We start from the raw sequence: 20,453 nt of genomic DNA, 5'->3' as shown, positions 1-20,453 counted from the left end.
CTGCCCCCGCGCGTGGCTCGCGCGCTCCTGATCCCGACCGCATCGCGAGCCGACCCGTCTCCGCCTCCCCTGCCCGGGAACGGCGAACGGCCGCCCCCGCCGCTCCAGGAGGAGCAGGGGGACGGCCGTTCGCGGCGGTCGCGGAGGACTACTCCGCGGCGCCCGCCTCACGCTGCGCCAGGGCGCGGCGTCGGAGGCCGGTGATCACAGCACCCGCACCGAGGAGGGCGAGGGCGGCGGCTCCGAGGAGACCACCGTCGAAGCCCGTCGACGGGAGGCCGCCGGCGCCGTGGCCGGGCGCGCCCGGTCCGGCGGTCGGCGTGGAGGTGGGCTCCCCCGGTCCGGCGGTGGGGCCGGCCGTCGGCGTCGCGGTCGGCTCCGGGGTGCCCGTGGGCTCCGGAGTCGCGGTCGGCGTCGGGGTGGAAGTGACCGCCTCGGTGACGTCGACGCTCACGAGCGTCGCGAGTCCCGAGTCGGTGTAGGCGACACGGCCGAGGTAGCGGGCCGGGCCCGCCAGGTTCGACCAGGAGACCGCGTACGCGATCGGCTCGCCCTGCACCGCGTCGACCACGGCGGGGTCGGCGCTCAGCGAGCCGAGACCGTTCTCCGGAGTGATGACGAAGCTGCGGAAGTCGAACGTGACGGTCGGGGACCCCGGAGCGGTCGAGTAGACATCGGCCTGGACCGTGTACTCGCCCGGGGCGGGGTCGGCGATGTCGACGCGCTCGTCGGCCGAGCCGGTCGCCGAGGTGAAGACCGTGTCGGTGCTCTCACTGGTGACGGTGAGGTCGAGGTCGGCCGCGTCGTCGAGCGAGTCGAGGTCGAAGCGGGCGAACTCGGCGCCCTCCGGCACGACGACGGTGGTCGTCAGCGACTTCCCCGTGGGGAGCGTCGCCGAGTGTCCGTCGGCGGCGGTGGCGTCCTCGGCGAGGACTCCCTCGGCGAGACCGCTCGCGGTGAGCGGCAGCGCGCCGGTGATGCCGGGCGTGACCGTCACCGTGCCGGTGCCGGTCGAGCCGGTGCCGGAGACCTCGTAGGGCGCGTCCAGGAGGACGGGGCGCACCGCGATCGGGCTGCGGACGTCGTGCTCCGCGCTCGCCCAGGTCAGGTAGCCGGTGGCGAACTGGTTGAGCGCCGCCGAGCCGGTGGTGAAGGAGACCGTGTACTCCGCCGTCTGGCCCGCACCCGTGAAGGAGAGGGTCGAGGGCGAGACGACGGTGTCGATGCCGGCGAGGCCGTCGACCGAGGCGGTGTAGGTGCCTGCGCCGGTCGAGGTGACCGTGCGGGTCACGGTCTGCGTGCCCGCGAGGGCGCCGATCGCGATCGAGGCCTGGTTGAGGTCGGACGGGTCGATCGCGGCGATCGGGTCGATCACCGGGTTCGAGGTGAAGACGTAGCCGGCGCCCTTGAGGAAGGCGATCCAGTCCTCGGTGCCGCTCTGGTAGAGCAGTCCGGGGTCGAGGAACGCGGCCGGGTCGACGTGTCCGGCACCCTGGGCGAAGACGTCCTCGGACGCGGCGCCCGACTGGTCGACGCTGTCGTAGGCGGAGGTCATCATGGCCGACTTCACCGCGGACGGCGTGGCCTTCGGGGTCGCGCCGAGGATCAGCGCGCCGAGGCCCGCCACGTGCGGCGACGACATCGAGGTGCCGGACTCGAACGCGAAGGCGGGGTCGTCGCCCTCGGCGTTGAAGCTGTCGGCCAGGATCGCGACGCCGGGCGCCGTGAGGTCGGGCTTCAGCACGTCGGCGCCGTCCGCCTCAGCGGGTCCGCGCGACGAGAAGCCGGCGACCTGCGGGACGGGGATGGAGGCACCGGACGAGTTGCCCTCGGAGAGGTTCACGGTCGCACCGGCGGTGCCGGCGTAGGTCGTGATCGCCTGGTAGGCCTGCGAGTCGATCTGGATGCTGGGGACCGAGTGGTCGTCGACGTGCAGGGCGTTCGGGGTCGGGTTGAGCAGCAGCATGCCGATGCCGCCGGCCCGCTCGACCTCGGCCGACTTGGAGACGCGCGCGGTGACGCCCGCGGTGCAGGCGACGACCTTGCCCTTCACCTTGTCGGGGTCGAGGGTGCCGGTCTCGCAGATGGCGGGGTTCTCGGTGCCCGAGCGGACGACGTCGGCGCTGTTCACCAGCGGTCCGGTGACGTCCTCGTGGACCGAGATGGATCCTCCGACGAACTTCTGGCCGTCACCGAGGGTGGCGGTGGCCGTGTAGGTCGGGATCGAGGACGCGGCGACCGTGGTGTACCAGGGCGACGCGTGGTCGAGCGTGGAGGCGCCCGCACCGGAGTTGCCGGCCGAGGCCGCGACGAAGACGCCGGCGGCGGCGGCGTTGAGGAACGCCTCGTCGATCGCGGTCAGGGTCGAGGTGGCCGAGCCGCCGCCGATGGAGAAGTTGATGACGTCGACGCCGTCCTTGGTCGCGGCGTCGATGGCCGCGAGGATGCCCGCTCCGGAGCAGAAGTCGTCGTCGTCGGTGCCCTCGTCGGGTCCGTTCCAGCAGACCTTGTACGCGGCGACCTTGGCGGCCGGGGCGACTCCGGAGATCTTCCCGTAGTCGTAGCCGTCGACGCTCGCCTCGACGCCGTTGTTGCCGGCTGCCGTGCTCGCGGTGTGCGAGCCGTGTCCGTCGGCGTCGCGCGGGGAGCGGTACTCGGGGTTGTCCGTCGAGCCGACCTCCTCGTCCGCGAGGAACCAGCGTGCGCCGATGAGCTTCTGGTTGCACTCGTCGCCGTCCCACTGCTCGGAGGCGGGGAGCCCCGGCGAGCAGGAGCCGACGAAGGTTCCGCCGTCCGACTTCACGAAGGAGGTGGTGGTGCCGTCCGTGTAGGGGGCCGCTCCGGGCGAGGTCGCCAGGGGCGCGCCCGCGAAGGAGGGGTTCTCGGGCGCGATGCCGGAGTCGATGACGCCGACGACGACGCCTTCGCCCGCCTTGTCGATGCCGCCCAGCTTCTGCCAGACGCCGTTCTCGCCCTCGAGGCCGAGGAAGTCGGTGGAGCGCTGCTGTCCGGTGTCGGGCACCGGGATGCCGGCGGCGGCCGCGGCGAGCGGCGAGGCCTGCGCGGCGCGGTCGACCTTCAGGTTCTCGACCTTGCGCACCTGGGCGACGTCGCGGCGGCTCGCGAGCTCGCCCGCCTGCTCGCCCGAGAGGGTCGCGGAGAAGCCGTTGAGGGCGACGGTGTAGTGGTAGCCGATGGCGGCGTCGACCGCGGAGGCGACGTCCTCCTGGCGCTGCTCCAGGTGGGCGGAGTAGTCCTCCACCGGAGCCGAGGCGGCCTGCAGCTGCGCACCGTCGACGGGCGCGGTGCGCGCGAAGCGGGCGTCGCTGCCCTGGTAGGTGGCCGCGGAGGGCTCGACGAGGGTGACGACGTAATCGCCGTCGTCGAAGCTCTGGCCGACGGAGAGCCCGCCGACGAGCGAGGCGCTGCCGGCGAGAGGGGCGGCACTGGCGCCGGTGGTGGCGAAGGCCGCGGTCGCGGCCACTCCGAGGACGGCGAGGCCCGCGAGGATGCGCCTCTCAGCGCGGCGGACGGGTGGTCGGTGGGACAGGTGGATCGGCAATCGATGTCCTTACTCACATTCGCTGGGAACCGGATCGGTTTCCACACAGAAACGACCCTACGAACTCGATTGCCCAGCTTTGTTACGAACAGGTAACGAAGTTGACGCCGAGGCGGCCCGCGGCAGTGGCACTCCCGCCCCCCGAGTGCTGATCTGCTGGCGTTGAGCCGGGTCGGCTCGACTCTTGGAACTCTTCGTTGCACGACTGAACGGAGTGATCTCATGGTTGTCACCTACGACCCCGTCCGCGAGCTGGACCGCCTCGCCACCGCCCTCCTCGGCTCCGGCCAGGGCCCCGCTGGATGCCGATCGACCTGTACCGGGACGGCGACCACGACGTCCTCACCGCCGACCTCCCCGGCATCGACCCGGGATCCGTCGACGTCGACGGTCAGCTCCTCACCATCCGCGCCCAGCGCACCGTCGCGAGCGGCGACGACGTCACCTGGATCACCCGGGAGCGCCAGTCGGCGACCTTCGTCCGCCAGCTGAGCCCCGGCCAGGGCGTCGACACCGAGCGCATCGCCGCGTCCTACGACAACGGCGTGCTCTCGGTGACCATCCCGGTCAGCGAGAAGGCGCGCCCCCGCCGCATCGAGGTCGTCTCGACCGCCCGCCCCGAGCAGGTGCGGATCGGCGAGGCGGCGGCCGAGTAGGACGACGACGGAGGGCCCGTCCGCGGTCGTGCGGGCGGGCCCTCCGCCTGCCCGCACGCCCTACGCTGGCCGGATGCGCGCCTCCTCCTCAGACACAGCCGTCGGCGTCCTGCTCCCCCGCGATCTCCCCGCCTCCGAGGTGCTCGGCTACGCCCGCCGCGCCGAGGAGCTCGGCTTCGACGAGCTCTGGGTGGTCGAGGACCTCGGCTTCCGCGGCGGCATCGCCCAGGCCGGCGCGGTGCTCGCCGCCACCGAGCGGATCGTCGTCGGCATCGGCATCCTGCCCGCCGCCGTCCGCACGGCGGCCTTCACCGCGATGGAGCTGGGCACCCTCGCCGAGCTGTTCCCCGGCCGCGTCCACGCCGGCATCGGGCACGGGATGCCGCACTGGATGCGCGGCCTCGGAGTCTGGCCGCGCAGCCCGCTCTCCCTGCTCGAGGAGCAGTTCGACGCGATCCGCTCGCTGCTCTCCGGCGAGCGCACCGACCGCTCCGGCCGCTACGTGCACGTGGACGCCCTCGTCCTGGAGTCGCCGCCCGCCGTCGTGCCGCCGCTGCTGGCCGGCGTCCGCGGACCGAAGTCGCTGGCGCTCGCCGGCCGGATCGCCGACGGGGCCGTCCTGGCCGAGCCCGTCACTCCGGAGTACCTCGCGGCGGCCCGCGGCCACCTCGGCGGCACCGGGCGGATCGTCGCCTACAACGTGGCCGCCGTGGACGACGACGCGGCCGCCGCGCGCGACGCGGTCCGGCCCGGACTCGAGTGGATCGGCGAGCCGGACTGGGCGCCGCACATCGAGCCGCTCCCCTTCGCCGAGGACTTCGCCCGCCTGCGGGCTGCGAGCGCCGACCGCGCCGCGTTCGTCCGCGACCTGCCCGACGCCTGGGTCGACCAGCTGGCCGTCGTGGGCACTCCCGAGGACGCTCGTCGCCGCATCGGGCTGCTGCACAAGGCCGGCGCCTCGAGCGTCGTGCTGATGCCGTCGGGGCCCGATCCGCTCCACGCGATGGAGGAGCTCGCCCGGGCGCTCTGACGCGCTCGGCCCCGACCCGGCGCCGCCCGCCGGGCCCGGAGACGCGTCCGGCCCGCAGGATCCGAGGATCGTGCGGGCCGGACGGTCTGCTGGAGCCGGAGGTCAGGCCGACATGCGGGCCTTCAGGTTCTCGTCGAGGGTGGCGAGGAACTCCTCGGTCGTCTGCCAGCCCTGCTCGGGGCCGACGAGCAGAGCGAGGTCCTTCGTCATCTTCCCGGACTCGACGGTCTTGATGACGACGTCCTCCAGGGTGAGCGAGAAGTCGATGAGCTCCTGGTTGCCGTCGAGCTTGCCGCGGTGCGCGAGGCCGCGCGTCCAGGCGTAGATCGAGGCGATCGGGTTGGTCGAGGTGGGCTTGCCGGCCTGGTGCTGGCGGTAGTGGCGCGTGACGGTGCCGTGCGCCGCCTCCGCCTCGACGACGCTGCCGTCGGGCGTGGAGAGCACGGAGGTCATCAGGCCCAGCGAGCCGAAGCCCTGCGCGACGGTGTCGGACTGGACGTCGCCGTCGTAGTTCTTGCAGGCCCAGACGTAGCCGCCCTCCCACTTCATGGCCGAGGCGACCATGTCGTCGATGAGGCGGTGCTCGTAGGTGAGTCCCGCGGCGTCGAAGCGCTCCTTGAACTCGGTCTCGAAGATCTCCTCGAAGATGTCCTTGAAGCGGCCGTCGTAGGCCTTGAGGATCGTGTTCTTGGTGGAGAGGTAGACCGGGTAGTTGCGCGAGAGGCCGTAGTTGAGCGACGAGCGGGCGAAGTCGCGGATCGACGCGTCCTGGTTGTACTGGACCTGCGCGATGCCGTCGTCCGGGGCCTTGTAGACCTCGAACCTCATCGGCTCGGAGCCGTCCTCGGGCGTGAACTCGACGGTCAGCGTGCCCTTGCCCTTGAAGACGAAGTCGGTGGCGCGGTACTGGTCGCCGAACGCGTGGCGGCCGATGATGATCGGCTTGTTCCAGCCGGGGACCAGGCGCGGGATGTTCGAGATGATGATGGGCTCGCGGAAGATCACGCCGCCGAGGATGTTGCGGATCGTGCCGTTGGGCGACTTCCACATCTTCTTCAGGCCGAACTCCTCGACGCGGGCCTCGTCAGGGGTGATGGTCGCGCACTTCACGCCGACGCCGTGCTTCTGGATGGCGTGCGCCGCGTCGATCGTGACCTGGTCGTCCGTCTCGTCGCGGTACTCGATGCCGAGGTCGTAGTACTCGAGGTTCACGTCGAGGTACGGGTGGATGAGGGTGTCCTTGATCTTCTGCCAGATGATGCGCGTCATCTCGTCGCCGTCGAGCTCGACGACCGTTCCCTCAACCTTGATCTTGGACATTGCTCTCCCATGGTGTCGATGACCCCGCACCTGTGCGGGACGGGCGGCTCTGCACCGCTCCGGATGGCCTCCGCCAGCCTACCCGAGGCCCGAACTGTCTCGATGTCGAGACACTTCTCCGCCGTCGGCCCGACGGCCCGTCCGCGTCGCCCGACAGGAGGATGCCCGCCGCCGCACGCCGCCGGTACAGTGACGGCATGAGTGACCTCCGCCTGGAAGAGCTGTCCGCCTCGAACATCTCCGCCGTCAACGGGCTGAGCCTCAAACCCGGCCAGGAGCAGTTCATCGCCCCGGTCTCCTACTCCGCCGCCGCCGCCGTGATCGACCCGGGCGCCTCCTGGCAGCGGGCCGTGATGGACGGCGACGAGCTCGTCGGCTTCATCCACGCGCACTTCGACCCCGAGGCGGCGGAGGAGTTCCGCAGCTGCATCTGGCGCATCAACATCGACGCGGCGAAGCAGGGCCGAGGCGTCGGAACCTTCGCGGTCCGCGCCACCGCGGACGAGGCCCGCGCCCGCGGCTTCGACACCCTCACGGTGATCTGGGAGTCCGGCGAGGACGGCCCCGAGCAGTTCTTCCGCTGGATCGGCTTCGAGGTCGTCGGCGAGACGCAGTACGGCGAGAACATCGGGGCGCTGACGCTCTGAGCGCGGAGGGTGCGCGGGGCGCGCGTGCTCGGGGGGACTCCGTCGCACCGGGGCCGACCACGGCGGTGCCGGACGCGCCGGAGCGTGCCGACTTCGTCTCCGCGGTCCTCGACGTGGTCGCCTCCATCCCGCCCGGGCAGGTGATGGCCTACGGCGAGATCGCCGCGCTCCTCGGCTCGCGTGCGTCGCGCGCGGTCGGCATGGTGATGGCCCGCTACGGCTCGGAGACGGCCTGGTGGCGCGTCGTGCGCTCCGGTGGCGCGCCTCCGCTCGGCCACGAGGAGCGCGCCCGCCGCGAGTACGAGCGCGAGGGCACGCCCCTCGTCGTCACTCCGACCGGCTACCGAGTAGACGTGCGCACCGCCCGCTGGCGCCCCTGATCCTCAGCGCTTCCCCGCGACTCCCGCCGCCGTCTCGTGCGATCTGCAGGCTCCAGTGCGATCTGCAGGAGTTCGCCGTGCCGTCTGCAGGCTCCGGTGCGATGTGCAGGAGTTCGCCGTGCCGTCTGCAGGCTCCGGGGCGATCTGCAGGAGTTCGCCGTGCCGTCTGCAGGCTCCCGTGCGATGTGCAGGCTCCGGGGCCGTCTGCAGGGGATCGCCGTGCCGTCTGCAGGAGATGCTCGACTTTCCGGCCGACTTCCGCGGCGGAATCGGCCTTCTTGCCGAAATCCCCTGCAGATCGCACCCAGCCCTGCAGACGGCACGGGTGCCTGCAGATCGCACGGGTGCCTGCAGACGGCACGAACGCCTGCAGACCGCACCCGCCCCGCGCCGTCCGACTAGACCAGCGAGTCCCGCCAGGCGGCGTGCAGGGTCGCGAAGCGGCCCTCGCCGGCGATGAGCGCCTCCGGGGTGCCGTCCTCGACGATGCGGCCGTGCTCCATCACCAGCACCCGGTCGGCGATCGCGACCGTCGAGAGGCGGTGCGCGATGATGACCGCCGTGCGGTCGGCCAGGAGCGTCTGCAGGCCCTGCTGCACCAGGCGCTCGCTCGGGATGTCGAGGGAGGAGGTCGCCTCGTCCAGGATCAGCACCGCCGGGTCGGCCAGGAACGCGCGGGCGAACGAGATCAGCTGGCGCTGACCGGCCGAGACGCGGCCGCCGCGCTTGTTCACGTCGGTGTCGTAGCCGTCCGGCAGCGCCTGGATGAACTCGTGCGCGCCGACCGCCTGCGCCGCCCGGACGATCTCGTCGTAGGACGCGGTCGGCCGCCCGATCGCGATGTTGTCGGCGACGGATCCGGAGAAGAGGTACGCCTCCTGGGTGACCATCACGATCGCGCGCCGCAGGTCCTTCGGGTGCAGCTGCCGCAGGTCCACGCCGTCGAGGGTCACCACGCCGTCGCTCGGGTCGTAGAAGCGCGAGATCAGCTTGGCGAGCGTCGTCTTGCCGGCGCCCGTGGACCCGACGAGGGCGATGGTCTGCCCCGCGGGGATGTCGAGGTCGAAGCGGGGCAGCACCTCGCGGTCGGCGGTGTAGGCGAAGCGGACGCCCTCGAAGCCGAGGCGGCCCCGCGCCTGGCGCAGGTCGACCGGGCGCGCCGGATCCGGGACGCTCGGCTCCTCGGCCAGCACGCCCGAGATCTTCTCGAGCGCGGCGGCCGCCGACTGGTAGGAGTTGTAGAACATCGCCATCTCCTGCACCGGGTCGAAGAAGCGCCGGGTGTAGAGCAGGACCGCCAGCAGCGCGCCGATCTCGAGCCCGCCGTCGAGCACGCGGACGCCGCCGATGAACAGCACCACGGCGACCGTGACGTTGCCGATCAGCACGAGCCCGGGGTCGAAGGTGCCGAACACCCCGAAGACGCGCTTGTAGGCGAGCCGGTACTGCTCGACGACCCCGCCGAACACGGACTCGTTGCGCTTCTGCGTGCGGAAGGTCTGCACGGCGCGGATGCCGGTCATCGACTCCACGAACTGCACGATCAGCCGCGACGAGGCGACGCGGGTGCCGCGGAACAGCGCCTGCGAGCGCTTCTGGAACCAGCGGGTGAGCAGCGCGAGCGGCACCAGGGCGCAGGCGAGCACGATGCCGCTCACGCCGTCCAGGGAGACGAGGGCGATCGCGACGAAGCCCATGTAGAGCCCGCCCTGCACCAGCTGGTTGATGCCGGAGTCGAGCAGCTCGCGGATGGAGTCGAGGTCGCTGGTCTGACGCGAGATGATCCGGCCGGAGGTGTAGTTCTCGTGGAACTCCAGGCTCAGCTTCTGGGTGTGCAGGAAGACCCGCTTGCGCAGGTCGATCAAGATCGCCTGGCTCACCCGCGCGGAGAGCACGGTGTACCAGGCGACCAGGAGCGCGCCGACGAGCCCGGTGAGGATGTACGCGCCGACCGTGACCGCCAGCGGGACCGCGTTCCCCGCGAGGACCGCGGGCAGGCCGTTGTCGATGCCCGCCGCGATCAGCGCCGGTCCGGCGACCTGGGCAGCGGTCGCGACGACGACCACGACCGCGGTGAGCACCAGCCGCAGCCGGAGCGGCCGCAGCAGGGAGCCGAGCAGCCGCAGCGAGCGCCGGCGCAGGGCCGCCGACTCCGCTCTGCTGAGGTCGTCGCGCTCCTCGGAGGAACCGAGCGTGCTCATGATCGCGTCTCCTGGTGGGTCGTCGTGGGGCGGGAGCCGATGCGCTCGGTCCCGGCGGGCCGGGTCAGCTCGTCCTCCTCGAGGCTCGAGATGACGAAGCGGTAGTGCGGGCTGCTCGCGAGCAGCTCGCTGTGGGTGCCGACCGCGGTGATGCGGCCCTCCTCCATCAGGGCCACGCGATCGGCGAGCGCCACCGTCGAGGGGCGGTGGGCGACGATGATCGCCGTGGTGTCGCCGAGCACGCGGCGCAGCCCGGCCTCGACGCGCGCCTCCGTGTCGACGTCGAGCGCCGAGAGCGGGTCGTCGAGGACGAGCACCGCCGGACGCGCGGCCACCGCGCGGGCGAGGGCGAGGCGCTGGCGCTGGCCGCCGGAGAGGCTCATCCCCTCCTCGCCGACCTTCGTGTCCAGGCCCTCGGGGAGGCGGTGGACGAAGTCGGCCTGCGCGATCTCGAGGGCCTCGAGCAGCTCCTCCTCGGTCGCATCGGGTCGGCCGAGGAGGACGTTCTCGCGCACGCTGGTGGAGAAGAGCGTCGCGTCCTCGAACGCCATGCCGATGTGCGTGCGCAGCTCGTCGCGGCGCAGGCGGCGGATGTCGACGCCGTCGAGCTCGATGGCTCCGCCGGTCACGTCGTACAGGCGCGGGAGCAGAGCGGTGAGCGTCGTCTTCCCGGAGCCGGTGATGCCGACCAGCGCCATCGTCTCGCCCGGCTCGACCTCGAGGTCGACGCCGTCGAGGAGATCGCGGTAGCGCTCGGGGGCGTCCTGGTAGCGGAAGTGGACGTCGCGGAAGCGCACCCGACCGCGCGGCTCGGCGATCGTCTCGGGGTCCTCCGGGTCGGTGATGGTGTTCCGGCTGTCCATCACCTCGAAGTAGCGGTCGACCGCGGTGCGGGTGTCGAAGGTCATCGAGAGGAGGAAGCCGATCGACTCGACCGGCCAGCGCAGCACGGTCGCGGTGGCGAAGAAGGCGAACAGCTCGCCGACGCTCAGCTGGCCGGCCGCGGCGAGCCAGACCCCGCCGAGCAGGCAGAGCGCGAACGCGATGTCCGGCACCAGCAGCAGGACGAGCCAGATCCCAGCGATGGCGCGGGCCTTGTCGATCTCGGTGCCGCGGAGCTTCTCGGCCTGGCCGGCGAAGTTCTCCAGCGCGTGCTGGTGGCGGCCGAAGGCCTTGAGGACGCGGATGCCGTGCACCGACTGCTCGACGGTCGTGGCGAGGTCGCCGGCCTGGTCCTGGCTGCGGCGCGCGATGCTCGAGTAGCGCTTCTCGAACGCGAACCCGTAGATCCAGACCGGGATCGAGCACACGACGAAGAGCACGCCGAGGATCGGGTTCCAGTAGACGAGGACCCCGAAGCCGACGACGATCGTCAGCGCATTGACCACGAGCAGGACGAAGCCGAAGGCGATCCAGCGGCGGATGAGGCTGAGGTCGCTCATCGCCCGCGACAGGAGCTGCCCGCTCTGCCAGCGGTCGTGGAACGAGACGGGGAGGTCCTGCAGCCGGCTGTAGAGCGACGAGCGCATGCGCGCCTCGATCCGCGTGCTGGGGGTGAGGACCATCCGGCGCCGCAGCGCGATGGCACCGGCCTCGACGACGCCGAGCACGAGGATGACGGCGACCGGCCCGATCAGCGGTCCGAGGTCGCCGGAGCCGACGGACGCCGCTCCGTCCCCCAGCGGCCCGTCGACGAGCTGCTGCAGGACGATCGGGATGACCAGCGACACCAGGCTCGCCACGAGCGCGACCGCGATGCCGCCGACCAGCCGGGGCAGGGAGTCGCCGACGAAGGGGACGAGGCGCAGCAGGGTCTGCAGCGTGCTCGGGCGCTTCTGCGCGGGAGCGCCGGGAGACGGGAGGGCGGGAGCGGACACGGCGGAGGGCTTTCGCGACGAGTGCGGAGCCTCTCCTGCCGGGTGAGCGGGGAGGCGGGAGGTGCCACCGGGCCGGAGAGCTCCGGGCAGCCTTGAAGGCTATACCCCGGCTCAGCGCTCCGTCCAGCGGCCGCCGCGATCCGGCGGCTCCCCCGCCTCGGCCGTCAGCGGACGCGGACCGAGAGGCAGGTGACGCAGCCCTCGAGCTTCTCGAACTCCGAGATGTCCACGGTGAGGACGCGGTAGCCCAGGCTCCGCAGCAGCTCGGCGCTCCGGGGAGCGGAGGCCGCCATCAGGAGGGTGTCGTCGTCGAGGACGACCACGTGGGCGCCCGGCTCCTCCGGCATCGGCAGGAAGGAGGGGAACAGGCGCGGCTCGTCGACGACCGGCTCCCAGCCGATGACCGTGCCGTCGGGCAGAGCGGTCACGGCGCTCTTGAGGTGCAGCACCTTCGTCAGCGGCACCGCGACGACGTCGTACCCGCGGGGGCGGAGGATCGTCCGCAGCTGGGCGACCCCCGCTGCGTCGGTGCGGCCTCCCCGGCCGACGTAGACCGTCGATCCGACCTTCAGCACGTCGCCGCCGTCGAGGGTGGCCGGCTCCTGGATGCGGTCGACCGTGAGGCCGAGGGCGCGGACGGCCTCCTCCGCACCCTCGGTCTCGTCGCGGCGGGACTCCGCTCCGGAGCGGGTGATCACGGCGTGGTCGCCGAACACGACGACCGCGTCCTCGAGGAAGACGGAGTCGGCGAGGCCGGGCGCCGGCGCGGCCTCGACCGTCTCCCAGCCGGCCCGCTCGAGCAGGTCGACGTACGCCTCCCACTGCTGCTGCGCGCGCTGCTGGTCGACGGGGACGCGTTCGAGGTGGGTGAGCTCGCCCGACGAGAGGTCGGCGGCCGGGGCCCGGACGATCGCGATGCGGCGGTCGGGGACGACGACGGCCGGCGCGTCCGTGGTGCGGAGGCGGTTCCAGAGCGCGCGGCCGACGCTCGCCGCCGAGACGGTGAACGCGAGCAGGAAGACGAGGTTGAGCCCGGCGAAGGTCTGGAAGATGGAGGCCCAGACGGCGCCCGTGACGGCCTCGCCGGTGGCGCTCGCCTGGACGAGCGTGCCGAACACGGCTCCGACCACGCCCGCGACGAGTCCGGCGAGGGCGGCGGTCCAGGTGCGGCCGAGCGTCCCCGCGACGGCGAGGGCGAGGACGACCACGAAGCCGAGCACGCTCGAGAGCAGGAAGTAGGCGTTGACCTGCGGGATGGAGCCGGGCTGCAGCTGGTTGCCGATGAAGAAGGCCAGCAGGTTGGCGAGGTGCGCCACGAGCGCGGTCGCCGCGGCGGCGAGCAGCGCGACGAGGATCCGGCGGCCCGTCCCGGGCGCGCGGCCCCGGTCAGGAGCGATCGCGGTCGCAGCGGTCGGGGTGTCGGGAGTGGACGCGGGCGTCGAGTCGGAAGGCACCCGGTGACCCTACGCGCCCCCGTCCGCGCCCCGCCTGTCGATCTCCTAGCAGCCGCCTAAGAGCCGCCCCCACGAGGCAGAGGGCTCAGCGTGGATCGCGTGCCCAGCGATTCCCGCGACCGGCGACGCGACCCGCTCCATGGAACGCACCCCGTCGCGAAGCCGACCGCGCCCCGCCGCGCAGGGAGCGGCCGGGAAGACGCCCACCGCACGGCAGAGCCGGTTCAGCGGGAATCGCGTGCCCAGCGATTCCCGCGACCCGCGACGCGACCCGCTCCATGGAACGCACCCCGTCGCGAAGCCGACCGCGCCCGGCCGCGCGGGGAGCGGCCGGGAAGACGCCCACCGCACGGCAGAGCCGGTTCAGCGGGAATCGCGTGCCCAGCGATTCCTGCGACCCGCGACGCGACCCGCTCCATGGAACGCACCCCGTCGCGAAGCCGACCGCGCCCGGCCGCGCGGGGAGCGGCCGGGAAGACAAGCACCCACTGAGTGACGGGCGCTTCGCGCCCGTCACTCAGTGAAAGAAGTGCCGCTCCCCCGTCGTGTACATCGTGACGCCGGCGCGGGCGGCCGCGTCGATGACCTCGGCGTCGCGGACGGAGCCGCCGGGCTGGACGACGGCCTTCACGCCGGCGGCGAGGAGCACCTCGAGGCCGTCGGCGAAGGGGAAGAACGCGTCGGAGGCGGCGACGGAGCCGGGGGCGCGGTCGCCGGCCCGGGTGACGGCGAGGTGGCAGGAGTCGACGCGGTTGACCTGGCCCATGCCGACGCCGACGGAGGCGCCGCCCTTGGCGAGGAGGATCGCGTTCGACTTGACGGCGCGGCACGCCTTCCACGCGAACTCGAGGTCGAGCATCGTGTCGGCGTCGGCGGGCTCGCCGGCGACGAGCTGCCAGCCGGAGCTCACCTCGCCGGGTCCGCCGACGAAGCGGTCCGGCTCCTGCAGCAGCAGGCCGCCGGAGATCTGCTTGAACTCGCGCTCGACGGGGGCGTAGAAGTCGGGGAGCTGCAAAAGGCGCAGGTTCTTCTTCGTCTTCAGCACCTCGAGCGCCTCGGGCTCGAAGCCGGGGGCGACGAGCACCTCGGTGAAGATCTCCTTCACCGTCTCGGCCATGGCGAGGGTGACGGGCCGGTTCGCGGCGATCACGCCTCCGAACGCGGACACCGGGTCGCACTCGTGGGCCCGGCGGTGGGCGGAGGCGATGGGGTCGATCGCCTTCGAGCTCGCGATCGCGATGCCGCAGGGGTTCGCGTGCTTGATGATCGCCACGGCGGGCAGCACGAAGTCGTAGGCCGCGCGGACGGCCGCGTCGGCGTCGACGTAGTTGTTGTAGGACATCTCCTTGCCGTGCAGCTGTGTCGCCTGCGCGATGCCGGTGCCGTCGGGCGAGACGTAGAGGGCCGCCTTCTGGTGCGAGTTCTCGCCGTAGCGGAGGACCTGCTGCAGGGTCCCGCGGATCTCGACGGAGCCCTCGACGCCCTCGGCCGCCTCCTGCCCGGCGAACCAGGCGGCGACGGCGGAGTCGTAGGAGGCCGTGTGCGCGAAGGCGCGGGCCGCCAGGGTGCGTCGCGCGGCCAGCGTCGTGCCACCGTCGGCGAGGGCGGTCGCGATCCCGGAGTAGTCGGCCGGGTCGACGACGATCGCGACGTTCGCGTGGTTCTTCGCGGAGGCGCGGACGAGGGCCGGGCCCCCGATGTCGATGTTCTCGACCACGGTCGCCGCGTCGGCGCCGCCTGCGACGGTCTCGCGGAACGGGTACAGGTTCACCACGACCAGCTCGAACGCGGCGATGTCGAGCTCCTCCAGCTGCTCGCGGTGCGAGGCGAGCCGCAGGTCGGCGAGGATGCCCGCGTGCACGGCCGGGTGCAGCGTCTTCACGCGGCCGTCGAGCGACTCGGGGAACCCGGTGACGGCCGAGACGTCGGTGACCTCGTGGCCGGCGCCGCGGAGGGTGGCGGCGGTCGAGCCGGTGGAGACGAGCTCGACGCCGGCCGCGGCGAGCGCCGCTCCGAGCTCGAGCAGGCCGGTCTTGTCGCTGACCGAGATGAGCGCCCGGCGGACGGGGACCCGGTCGCGGTCGTCGTAGCTGCTGGGGTCGTGGGCGGTGATGCTCATGCGCGGGCGAGCTCCTCGAGGTCGACGGTTCCGTGGGCGATGTCGAGCACCGTCTGCACCAGCAGGCGACGCTCGATGGTCTTGATGCGCTCGTGCAGCGCGTCCTCGCTCTCGCCGGGGAGCACGGCGAGGCTCTCCTGGGCGATGACCGGGCCCGTGTCGACGCCGGTGTCGATCACGTGCACGGTGACGCCGGTCTCGGTCGCGCCGGCGGCGAGGGCGTCGCGGACGGCGTGGGCGCCGGGGAAGAGGGGCAGCAGGGCGGGGTGGGTGTTGATCATCCGCGGGCTGAGCGCGTCGACCACGACGGGCGGCAGGATGCGCATGAAGCCCGCGCAGACGACGAGGTCGGGCTCCCACTCCTGGATGCGGTCGAGCAGGGCGGCGCCCCACTCGTCGCGGGAGGCGAAGTCGCGCGGCGCGACCGTGAAGGCGGGCACCCCGCGCTCCTCGGCGTGGCGGAAGCCCTCGGCGGCCGTGTCGCTGCCGACCGCGACGATGCGGGCGGGGAAGCCCTCGTCGCCGGTGGCGTCCAGCAGGGCGCGGAGGTTCGATCCGCCGCCGGAGAGGAGCACGACCAACTTCAGCACTGCGCAAGTCTAGGGGGACGCCTCCGCCGGCGTCAGCCGCGTCGGCTGCGGCCCGCGGCGAGGCCCAGGCCCGCGGCCAGAGCGAGCTCGAGCGCGGCGACCGCCCCGACCACCAGCGGGTCCGGGCCCACCTGCGCGAGTCGGCCCGGACCTGCGGCGCCCGCCGAGAACCAGGCGAGGAGCCCGAGCAGCAGGCCGCCGACCACGCCGATCCCGCCGGCCGCGGCGGCGCCCCAGCGCAGCAGCGGGCGGCCGTCGAGCACCTCGATCACGCTGCGGCGCAGCCGCCATCCCGCGGCGAACCCGGCGAGCAGCGGCACGAGCAGTCCGAGGAACCCGAAGGCCGAGTCCCCTGCGGGCAGTGCGGCGAGGACCGGGATCGACGGGATCGGTCCGAGCAGGGTCCCTGCCGCGCTCACGGACGAGCCGGTGCCGAGGGCGAAGCCCGGGCCGATCAGCCAGCTCGCCGCCCAGATCACCAGGTTCGGGAGGAACGCCAGCTGCCCGAGGGTGAGGGCCAGCCCGCCGAGCGCTTCGGCGCCGAGGCTCTCGTAGAGCGCGACGACCGAGGTGTAGTGCACGACCAGCAGCACGGCGACGAGCACCGCCGCCGCTCCGACCACTCCGGCCGCGGCGAGCGCTCCCCCGCGCAGTGAAGCGAGGACGAGCCCGGGCCCCGGCGCGGGGACGCGGTCGAGCGCGGAGGCGGCCAGCTCGCCGAGGGGGTCGGCCTCGTCGCTGCGGGCGGAGTGGAGCGCTGCTCCGACGAGCACCCCCAGCGCGAAGACGAGCGGCGGCAGCAGCGTCCCCTGCAAAGGATCGACGGCGGCGGCCGGGTCCGCGGACCCCAGGGAGACCAGGAGGGCGATCGCCAGGTAGGTCGCGATCGCGACGAGAACGCCGATGGCCCGGAACGGCGACTCCTGGGCGCGGCGGCCGGTGCGCGCACCGAGCAGCACGGTGAGGAGCGCGAACGCCAGCGGGGCGATCGTCACCGGGAAGGCGTCAGCGCCTCCGGGCAGCGCGACGGCGAGAGCGGAGTCGGGGGCCAGCGCCGCCTGCAGGTCGGCCCCGTGGCCGAGCAGCCAGGCGTCGGCGGCGACCCGCCAGAACACGCCGAAGTCGACCGTCGTGTCGTACTGCACGGCCCAGAGGACGGTCAGCGGGACGAGCGGGATCGCGATCCCGATCAGCGCCGACAGCGCGGCGTCGAAGGCGGCGAGGAGGGCGACGGTGATCCGGTTCATGGGCCTGACGAGCCTAGCGGCGGCGCGCTCGGAGGCGGGTCAGGGGCGCGCCGCCCGGCCCTCTAGTGTCGGAGCCATGACGCGGACCTCGGACGCACGGACGGAGCGCGGCCTGGACCGCCTCGTGAACTTCTCCGACGCCGTCGTCGCCATCGCCATCACGTTCCTCGTCCTCCCCCTGGTCGACGTGGTCGAGGAGGGACGCGCGGCGGATCTGGGGGCCCTGCTCACCGGGCACTACGGCACCCTCTCCGCCTTCTTCATCACGTTCGCCGTGATCGGGCGGCTCTGGACGGTCCACCACTCCGTCTTCGAGGGCGTGGCCCGCTACTCGCCCGCGCTCGTCGTCGCGAACTTCGTCTGGCTGGCCGCGGTCGTCCTGCTCCCCTTCGCGGCGAACCTGATCTCGAACGTGCTCGACACCGACGGCAGCGTCATCGCGCTCTACATCGGCACGATGATCGCGGCGAGCGCGGCGACCCTGGCGATGCAGCTCATCGTGCGCCGCGATCCTGATCTCCTGGCCCCGGGGGCGGAGCCGCGGCGCTCCCTCTCGAGATCGCTGATCGTGATCGGCGTCCTCCTCGCGGCCCTCGTGCTCGCCGTCGCGGTGCCGGCCGTCAACATGTTCGCGCTCCTGCTGCTCCTGCTCTCGGGTCCGATCGAGCGCCTGGTGCACCGCGGGCACCTCGGGGCACGAGCGGCCCACCGCCGGACGGAGCGCGGGCTCGACCGGCTCGTCAACTTCTCGGACGCGACCGCCGCCATCGCCATCACCGTCCTCGTCCTGCCGCTGGTGCAGCTGGCTCCCGAGATCGCCCGGGAGGGCGGCGGAGTCCCGGCGCTGCTCGCGGAGCACCTGGACTCGGTCCTCGCCTTCGCGCTCTCCTTCGCGATCATCGCCGTCTTCTGGATCCCCCATCACCGCGTCTTCGAGATCGCCGGGGACTACGACGGCGCTCTGGTGTGGCTGGACCTGCTCTGGCTGGCCGCGCTGGCGTTCTTCCCGTTCTCGACGAGCGCGCTGGCGCTCTTCCCGGACTCCCGGGCGACGATCGGGCTCTACATCGGCACGATGGCGGCGATGAGCGGAGCGCTGGTCCTGATCGAGCTGCGCCTCTCCCGGCACCCGGAGCTGAGGCGGCCCGGCGCGGGACCTCTGCCGCTCGCGCCCGCTCTGCTGCCCTTCGCGCTGCTCCTCGTCGCGCTGGCGCTGGCGCTGCTGATCCCGTCCGTCGGGCTCTGGTGGCTGCTCCTGCTCCTGCTGCAGCGGCCCGTCCTGGTGCTGCTCGCGCGGCGCTGATCCTCAGGCCCCGGGCGTCCAGCCCAGCTGCGGGGCGATGCGCTCGGCGACGGCGCGCAAAATGCGCCGGTGCGACTCCACTCCGCCGACCGCCGGGAGCGTCACCGTGAGCGCGTCCGCTTCGGCGAGCGCGGGATCCGCGGCGAGCGACGCGACGATCTGCTCCGGGCTCCCGCTGTGGAGGGGGCTGAAGCGCATCGGGGCGGCGATGATCGACCGGTCGGCCGTGCGGGGGCGGCCCTCGTCGTCCATCCGCGCGAGGTAGCCCTCGATGAAGGGGCGGTGCGCCTCCTCGTCGGCGGTGTCCAGCAGCGGCAGCACGATGCGGCCCGCCGTCACCCTCGATGTGCGCCCCGGGTGCGCGGCGGCGAAGGCCTCGCGGTAGGCGCGGATCTGCACGGCCTGCTGCTCGGCGAACGGCAGGCCCGTCTCCTCCGTGTTGAGCGTGGACACCTGCAGGTGCATGCCCTGCTCGCCCGCCCGGACCGCGGAGGACACCGTTCCCGCCCCGTACCAGAGCCGGTCGGCCAGGCCTGGAGCATGCGGCTGCTGGATGAGCGGAGCGCCGACCGGGACCGACATCAGCGCCGACTCCGCGACACCGAGCACGGCGCCCGAGAGCGCCTCGCGGAGCCGTGCGATGCGCTCCTGCGCCTCCTCGCGGAAGTCGCGCTCGGCCTGACCGAACACCCCGTCGAACACGGAGGCGAGGTGCGCGAAGCCGCTGCTGACACCGAGGTCGAGGCGTCCGCCCGAGAGCAGGTCCACGGTCGCGGCGTCCTCGGCGAGGCGCACGGGCGACTCGTACCGGGCGCCGATGACCGCGGTCCCGAGGCGGAGGCGGCGGGTCCGCTGGGAGGCGGCCGCGAAGAAGGTCAGCGGAGACGCCAGGTAGCGCTCGAAGTGCCGCACGCGGACCCAGCCGGTGCCGTAGCCGAGCTCCTCGGCGAGCTCGAGCAGGGCGAGCCCGTCCTCGAGGCTCCGCGCGGCGTCGCCCGGCTGCTCGGGGCCCTCCGGGTACGGCACGAAGGTCAGCAGGTCCAGTCCGAGGCGGCGGGTCACGCTGCGACGCTACTCCGGCCGGACCCGCCCCGACGACGGAACGGACGGCGCCGCCCGCCGGAGCAGGGGCGCCGTCCGTTCCGACGGTGGTGCGGGGAGGACGGGCGCTAGAGCGCCGCGTAGACCTCGCGGAGCAGGGCGGCCGTCTCGGACGGCGTCTTGCCGACCTTCACGCCCGCGGCCTCGAGGGCCTCCTTCTTGGCCTGCGCGGTCCCGGCCGAGCCGGAGACGATGGCGCCGGCGTGGCCCATCGTCTTGCCCTCGGGGGCGGTGAAGCCCGCGACGTAGCCGACGACGGGCTTCGTGACGTTCGCCTTGATGAAGTCCGCGGCGCGCTCCTCGGCGTCGCCGCCGATCTCGCCGATCATCACGATCGCCTTCGTCTCGGGGTCGGCCTCGAACGCGGCGAGCGCGTCGATGTGCGTCGTGCCGATGATCGGGTCGCCGCCGATGCCGATGGCGGTCGAGAAGCCGAGGTCGCGGAGCTCGTACATCATCTGGTAGGTCAGGGTGCCCGACTTGGAGACGAGACCGATGGGGCCCTTGCCGGTGATCGTCGCGGGCGTGATGCCCACGAGCGACTCGCCCGGCGTGATGATGCCGGGGCAGTTCGGGCCGATGATCCGGGTCTTGTTCCCCTTCTCCTGCGCGTACGCCCAGAACTCCGCGGAGTCCTGCACCGGGATGCCCTCGGTGATGACGACGAGGAGGCCGATCTCGGCGTCGATCGCCTCGATGACGGCGTCCTTCGAGAAGGCGGGCGGCACGAACGCGATGGAGACGTCGGCGCCGGTGGCCTCCATCGCCTCCTTCACGGTGCCGAAGACGGGGAGCTCGACGTCGCCGTGGGTGACGGTCGTGCCGGCCTTGCGGGCGTTGACGCCGCCGACCACGTTCGTGCCGGCCTTGAGCATCAGCGCGGTGTGCTTGGTGCCCTCGCCGCCGGTGATGCCCTGGACGATGACCTTGGAGTCCTTGGTGAGGAAGATCGACATGCTTGTTCTC

General features: G+C 72.8%; 14 protein-coding genes and 1 pseudogene. 5 read left to right on the top strand and 10 right to left on the bottom strand.

The window, feature by feature from the left end; all coding sequences use genetic code 11:
* Window positions 1-148 precede the first annotated feature (148 nt).
* Window positions 149-3,562: a S8 family serine peptidase gene (locus C5D44_RS10690; RefSeq protein ID WP_104281647.1), complete on the bottom strand. Its 3,414-nt coding sequence runs from the start codon at window positions 3,560-3,562 to the stop codon at window positions 149-151.
* Between the two features lie 222 nt (window positions 3,563-3,784).
* On the opposite strand from C5D44_RS10690, the pseudogene C5D44_RS10685 reads away from it, so the two are divergent.
* A pseudogene (locus C5D44_RS10685) lies at window positions 3,785-4,218 on the top strand (Hsp20/alpha crystallin family protein).
* Between the two features lie 73 nt (window positions 4,219-4,291).
* Complete coding sequence (locus tag C5D44_RS10680) at window positions 4,292-5,248, top strand: LLM class flavin-dependent oxidoreductase (RefSeq protein ID WP_104281646.1); 957 nt, start codon at window positions 4,292-4,294, stop codon at window positions 5,246-5,248.
* Between the two features lie 102 nt (window positions 5,249-5,350).
* Here the strand turns inward: C5D44_RS10680 and C5D44_RS10675 are convergent, their stop codons facing one another.
* Complete coding sequence (locus tag C5D44_RS10675; protein ID WP_104224939.1) at window positions 5,351-6,568, bottom strand: NADP-dependent isocitrate dehydrogenase; 1,218 nt, start codon at window positions 6,566-6,568, stop codon at window positions 5,351-5,353.
* Between the two features lie 197 nt (window positions 6,569-6,765).
* On the opposite strand from C5D44_RS10675, the gene C5D44_RS10670 reads away from it, so the two are divergent.
* Window positions 6,766-7,215, top strand: a complete 450-nt coding sequence (locus C5D44_RS10670) for a GNAT family N-acetyltransferase (RefSeq protein ID WP_104224946.1) — start codon at window positions 6,766-6,768, stop codon at window positions 7,213-7,215.
* Between the two features lie 65 nt (window positions 7,216-7,280).
* The gene (locus tag C5D44_RS10665) at window positions 7,281-7,595 is read left to right on the top strand and encodes an MGMT family protein (RefSeq protein WP_104281645.1); all 315 of its coding nucleotides are present in this window, start codon (window positions 7,281-7,283) and stop codon (window positions 7,593-7,595) included.
* Between the two features lie 398 nt (window positions 7,596-7,993).
* Here the strand turns inward: C5D44_RS10665 and C5D44_RS10660 are convergent, their stop codons facing one another.
* From C5D44_RS10660 to C5D44_RS10635, 6 genes are all read right to left on the bottom strand, one after another.
* Window positions 7,994-9,796: an ABC transporter ATP-binding protein gene (locus C5D44_RS10660; RefSeq protein ID WP_104276940.1), complete on the bottom strand. Its 1,803-nt coding sequence runs from the start codon at window positions 9,794-9,796 to the stop codon at window positions 7,994-7,996.
* Complete coding sequence (locus tag C5D44_RS10655; protein ID WP_104281644.1) at window positions 9,793-11,673, bottom strand: ABC transporter ATP-binding protein; 1,881 nt, start codon at window positions 11,671-11,673, stop codon at window positions 9,793-9,795. Before C5D44_RS10655 ends, C5D44_RS10660 begins: the two co-directional genes overlap by 4 nt.
* Before the next feature lie 164 nt (window positions 11,674-11,837).
* A complete protein-coding gene (gene ddaH, locus C5D44_RS18645) occupies window positions 11,838-13,127 on the bottom strand; it encodes a dimethylargininase (protein WP_308471646.1) in 1,290 nt (429 codons plus the stop codon).
* A gap of 517 nt (window positions 13,128-13,644) precedes the next feature.
* Entirely contained in the window at window positions 13,645-15,246 is a 1,602-nt protein-coding gene (purH, locus tag C5D44_RS10645) for a bifunctional phosphoribosylaminoimidazolecarboxamide formyltransferase/IMP cyclohydrolase (protein ID WP_104281643.1), read from the bottom strand.
* The gene (gene purN, locus C5D44_RS10640; RefSeq protein WP_104276936.1) at window positions 15,243-15,836 is read right to left on the bottom strand and encodes a phosphoribosylglycinamide formyltransferase; all 594 of its coding nucleotides are present in this window, start codon (window positions 15,834-15,836) and stop codon (window positions 15,243-15,245) included. Before purN ends, purH begins: the two co-directional genes overlap by 4 nt.
* Window positions 15,837-15,868: 32 nt before the next feature.
* Entirely contained in the window at window positions 15,869-17,083 is a 1,215-nt protein-coding gene (locus C5D44_RS10635; protein ID WP_104281642.1) for a DUF6350 family protein, read from the bottom strand.
* Between the two features lie 76 nt (window positions 17,084-17,159).
* On the opposite strand from C5D44_RS10635, the gene C5D44_RS10630 reads away from it, so the two are divergent.
* A complete protein-coding gene (locus C5D44_RS10630) occupies window positions 17,160-18,386 on the top strand; it encodes a TMEM175 family protein (RefSeq protein ID WP_181118492.1) in 1,227 nt (408 codons plus the stop codon).
* Between the two features lie 3 nt (window positions 18,387-18,389).
* On the opposite strand, the gene C5D44_RS10625 is transcribed toward C5D44_RS10630, so the two are convergent.
* A complete protein-coding gene (locus C5D44_RS10625) occupies window positions 18,390-19,448 on the bottom strand; it encodes an LLM class flavin-dependent oxidoreductase (protein WP_104281640.1) in 1,059 nt (352 codons plus the stop codon).
* 107 nt (window positions 19,449-19,555) lie between these two features.
* On the bottom strand, window positions 19,556-20,443 hold the full coding sequence (sucD, locus tag C5D44_RS10620) for a succinate--CoA ligase subunit alpha (protein ID WP_104224929.1): 888 nt from the start codon (window positions 20,441-20,443) through the stop codon (window positions 19,556-19,558).
* Window positions 20,444-20,453 lie beyond the last annotated feature (10 nt).

This window comes from Rathayibacter sp. AY1B5, assembly GCF_002932795.1.
Lineage (GTDB): Bacteria > Actinomycetota > Actinomycetes > Actinomycetales > Microbacteriaceae > Rathayibacter.
The sequence above is the reverse complement of the archived record's forward strand: the minus strand, read 5'-3'. Positions and strand labels throughout refer to the sequence as shown.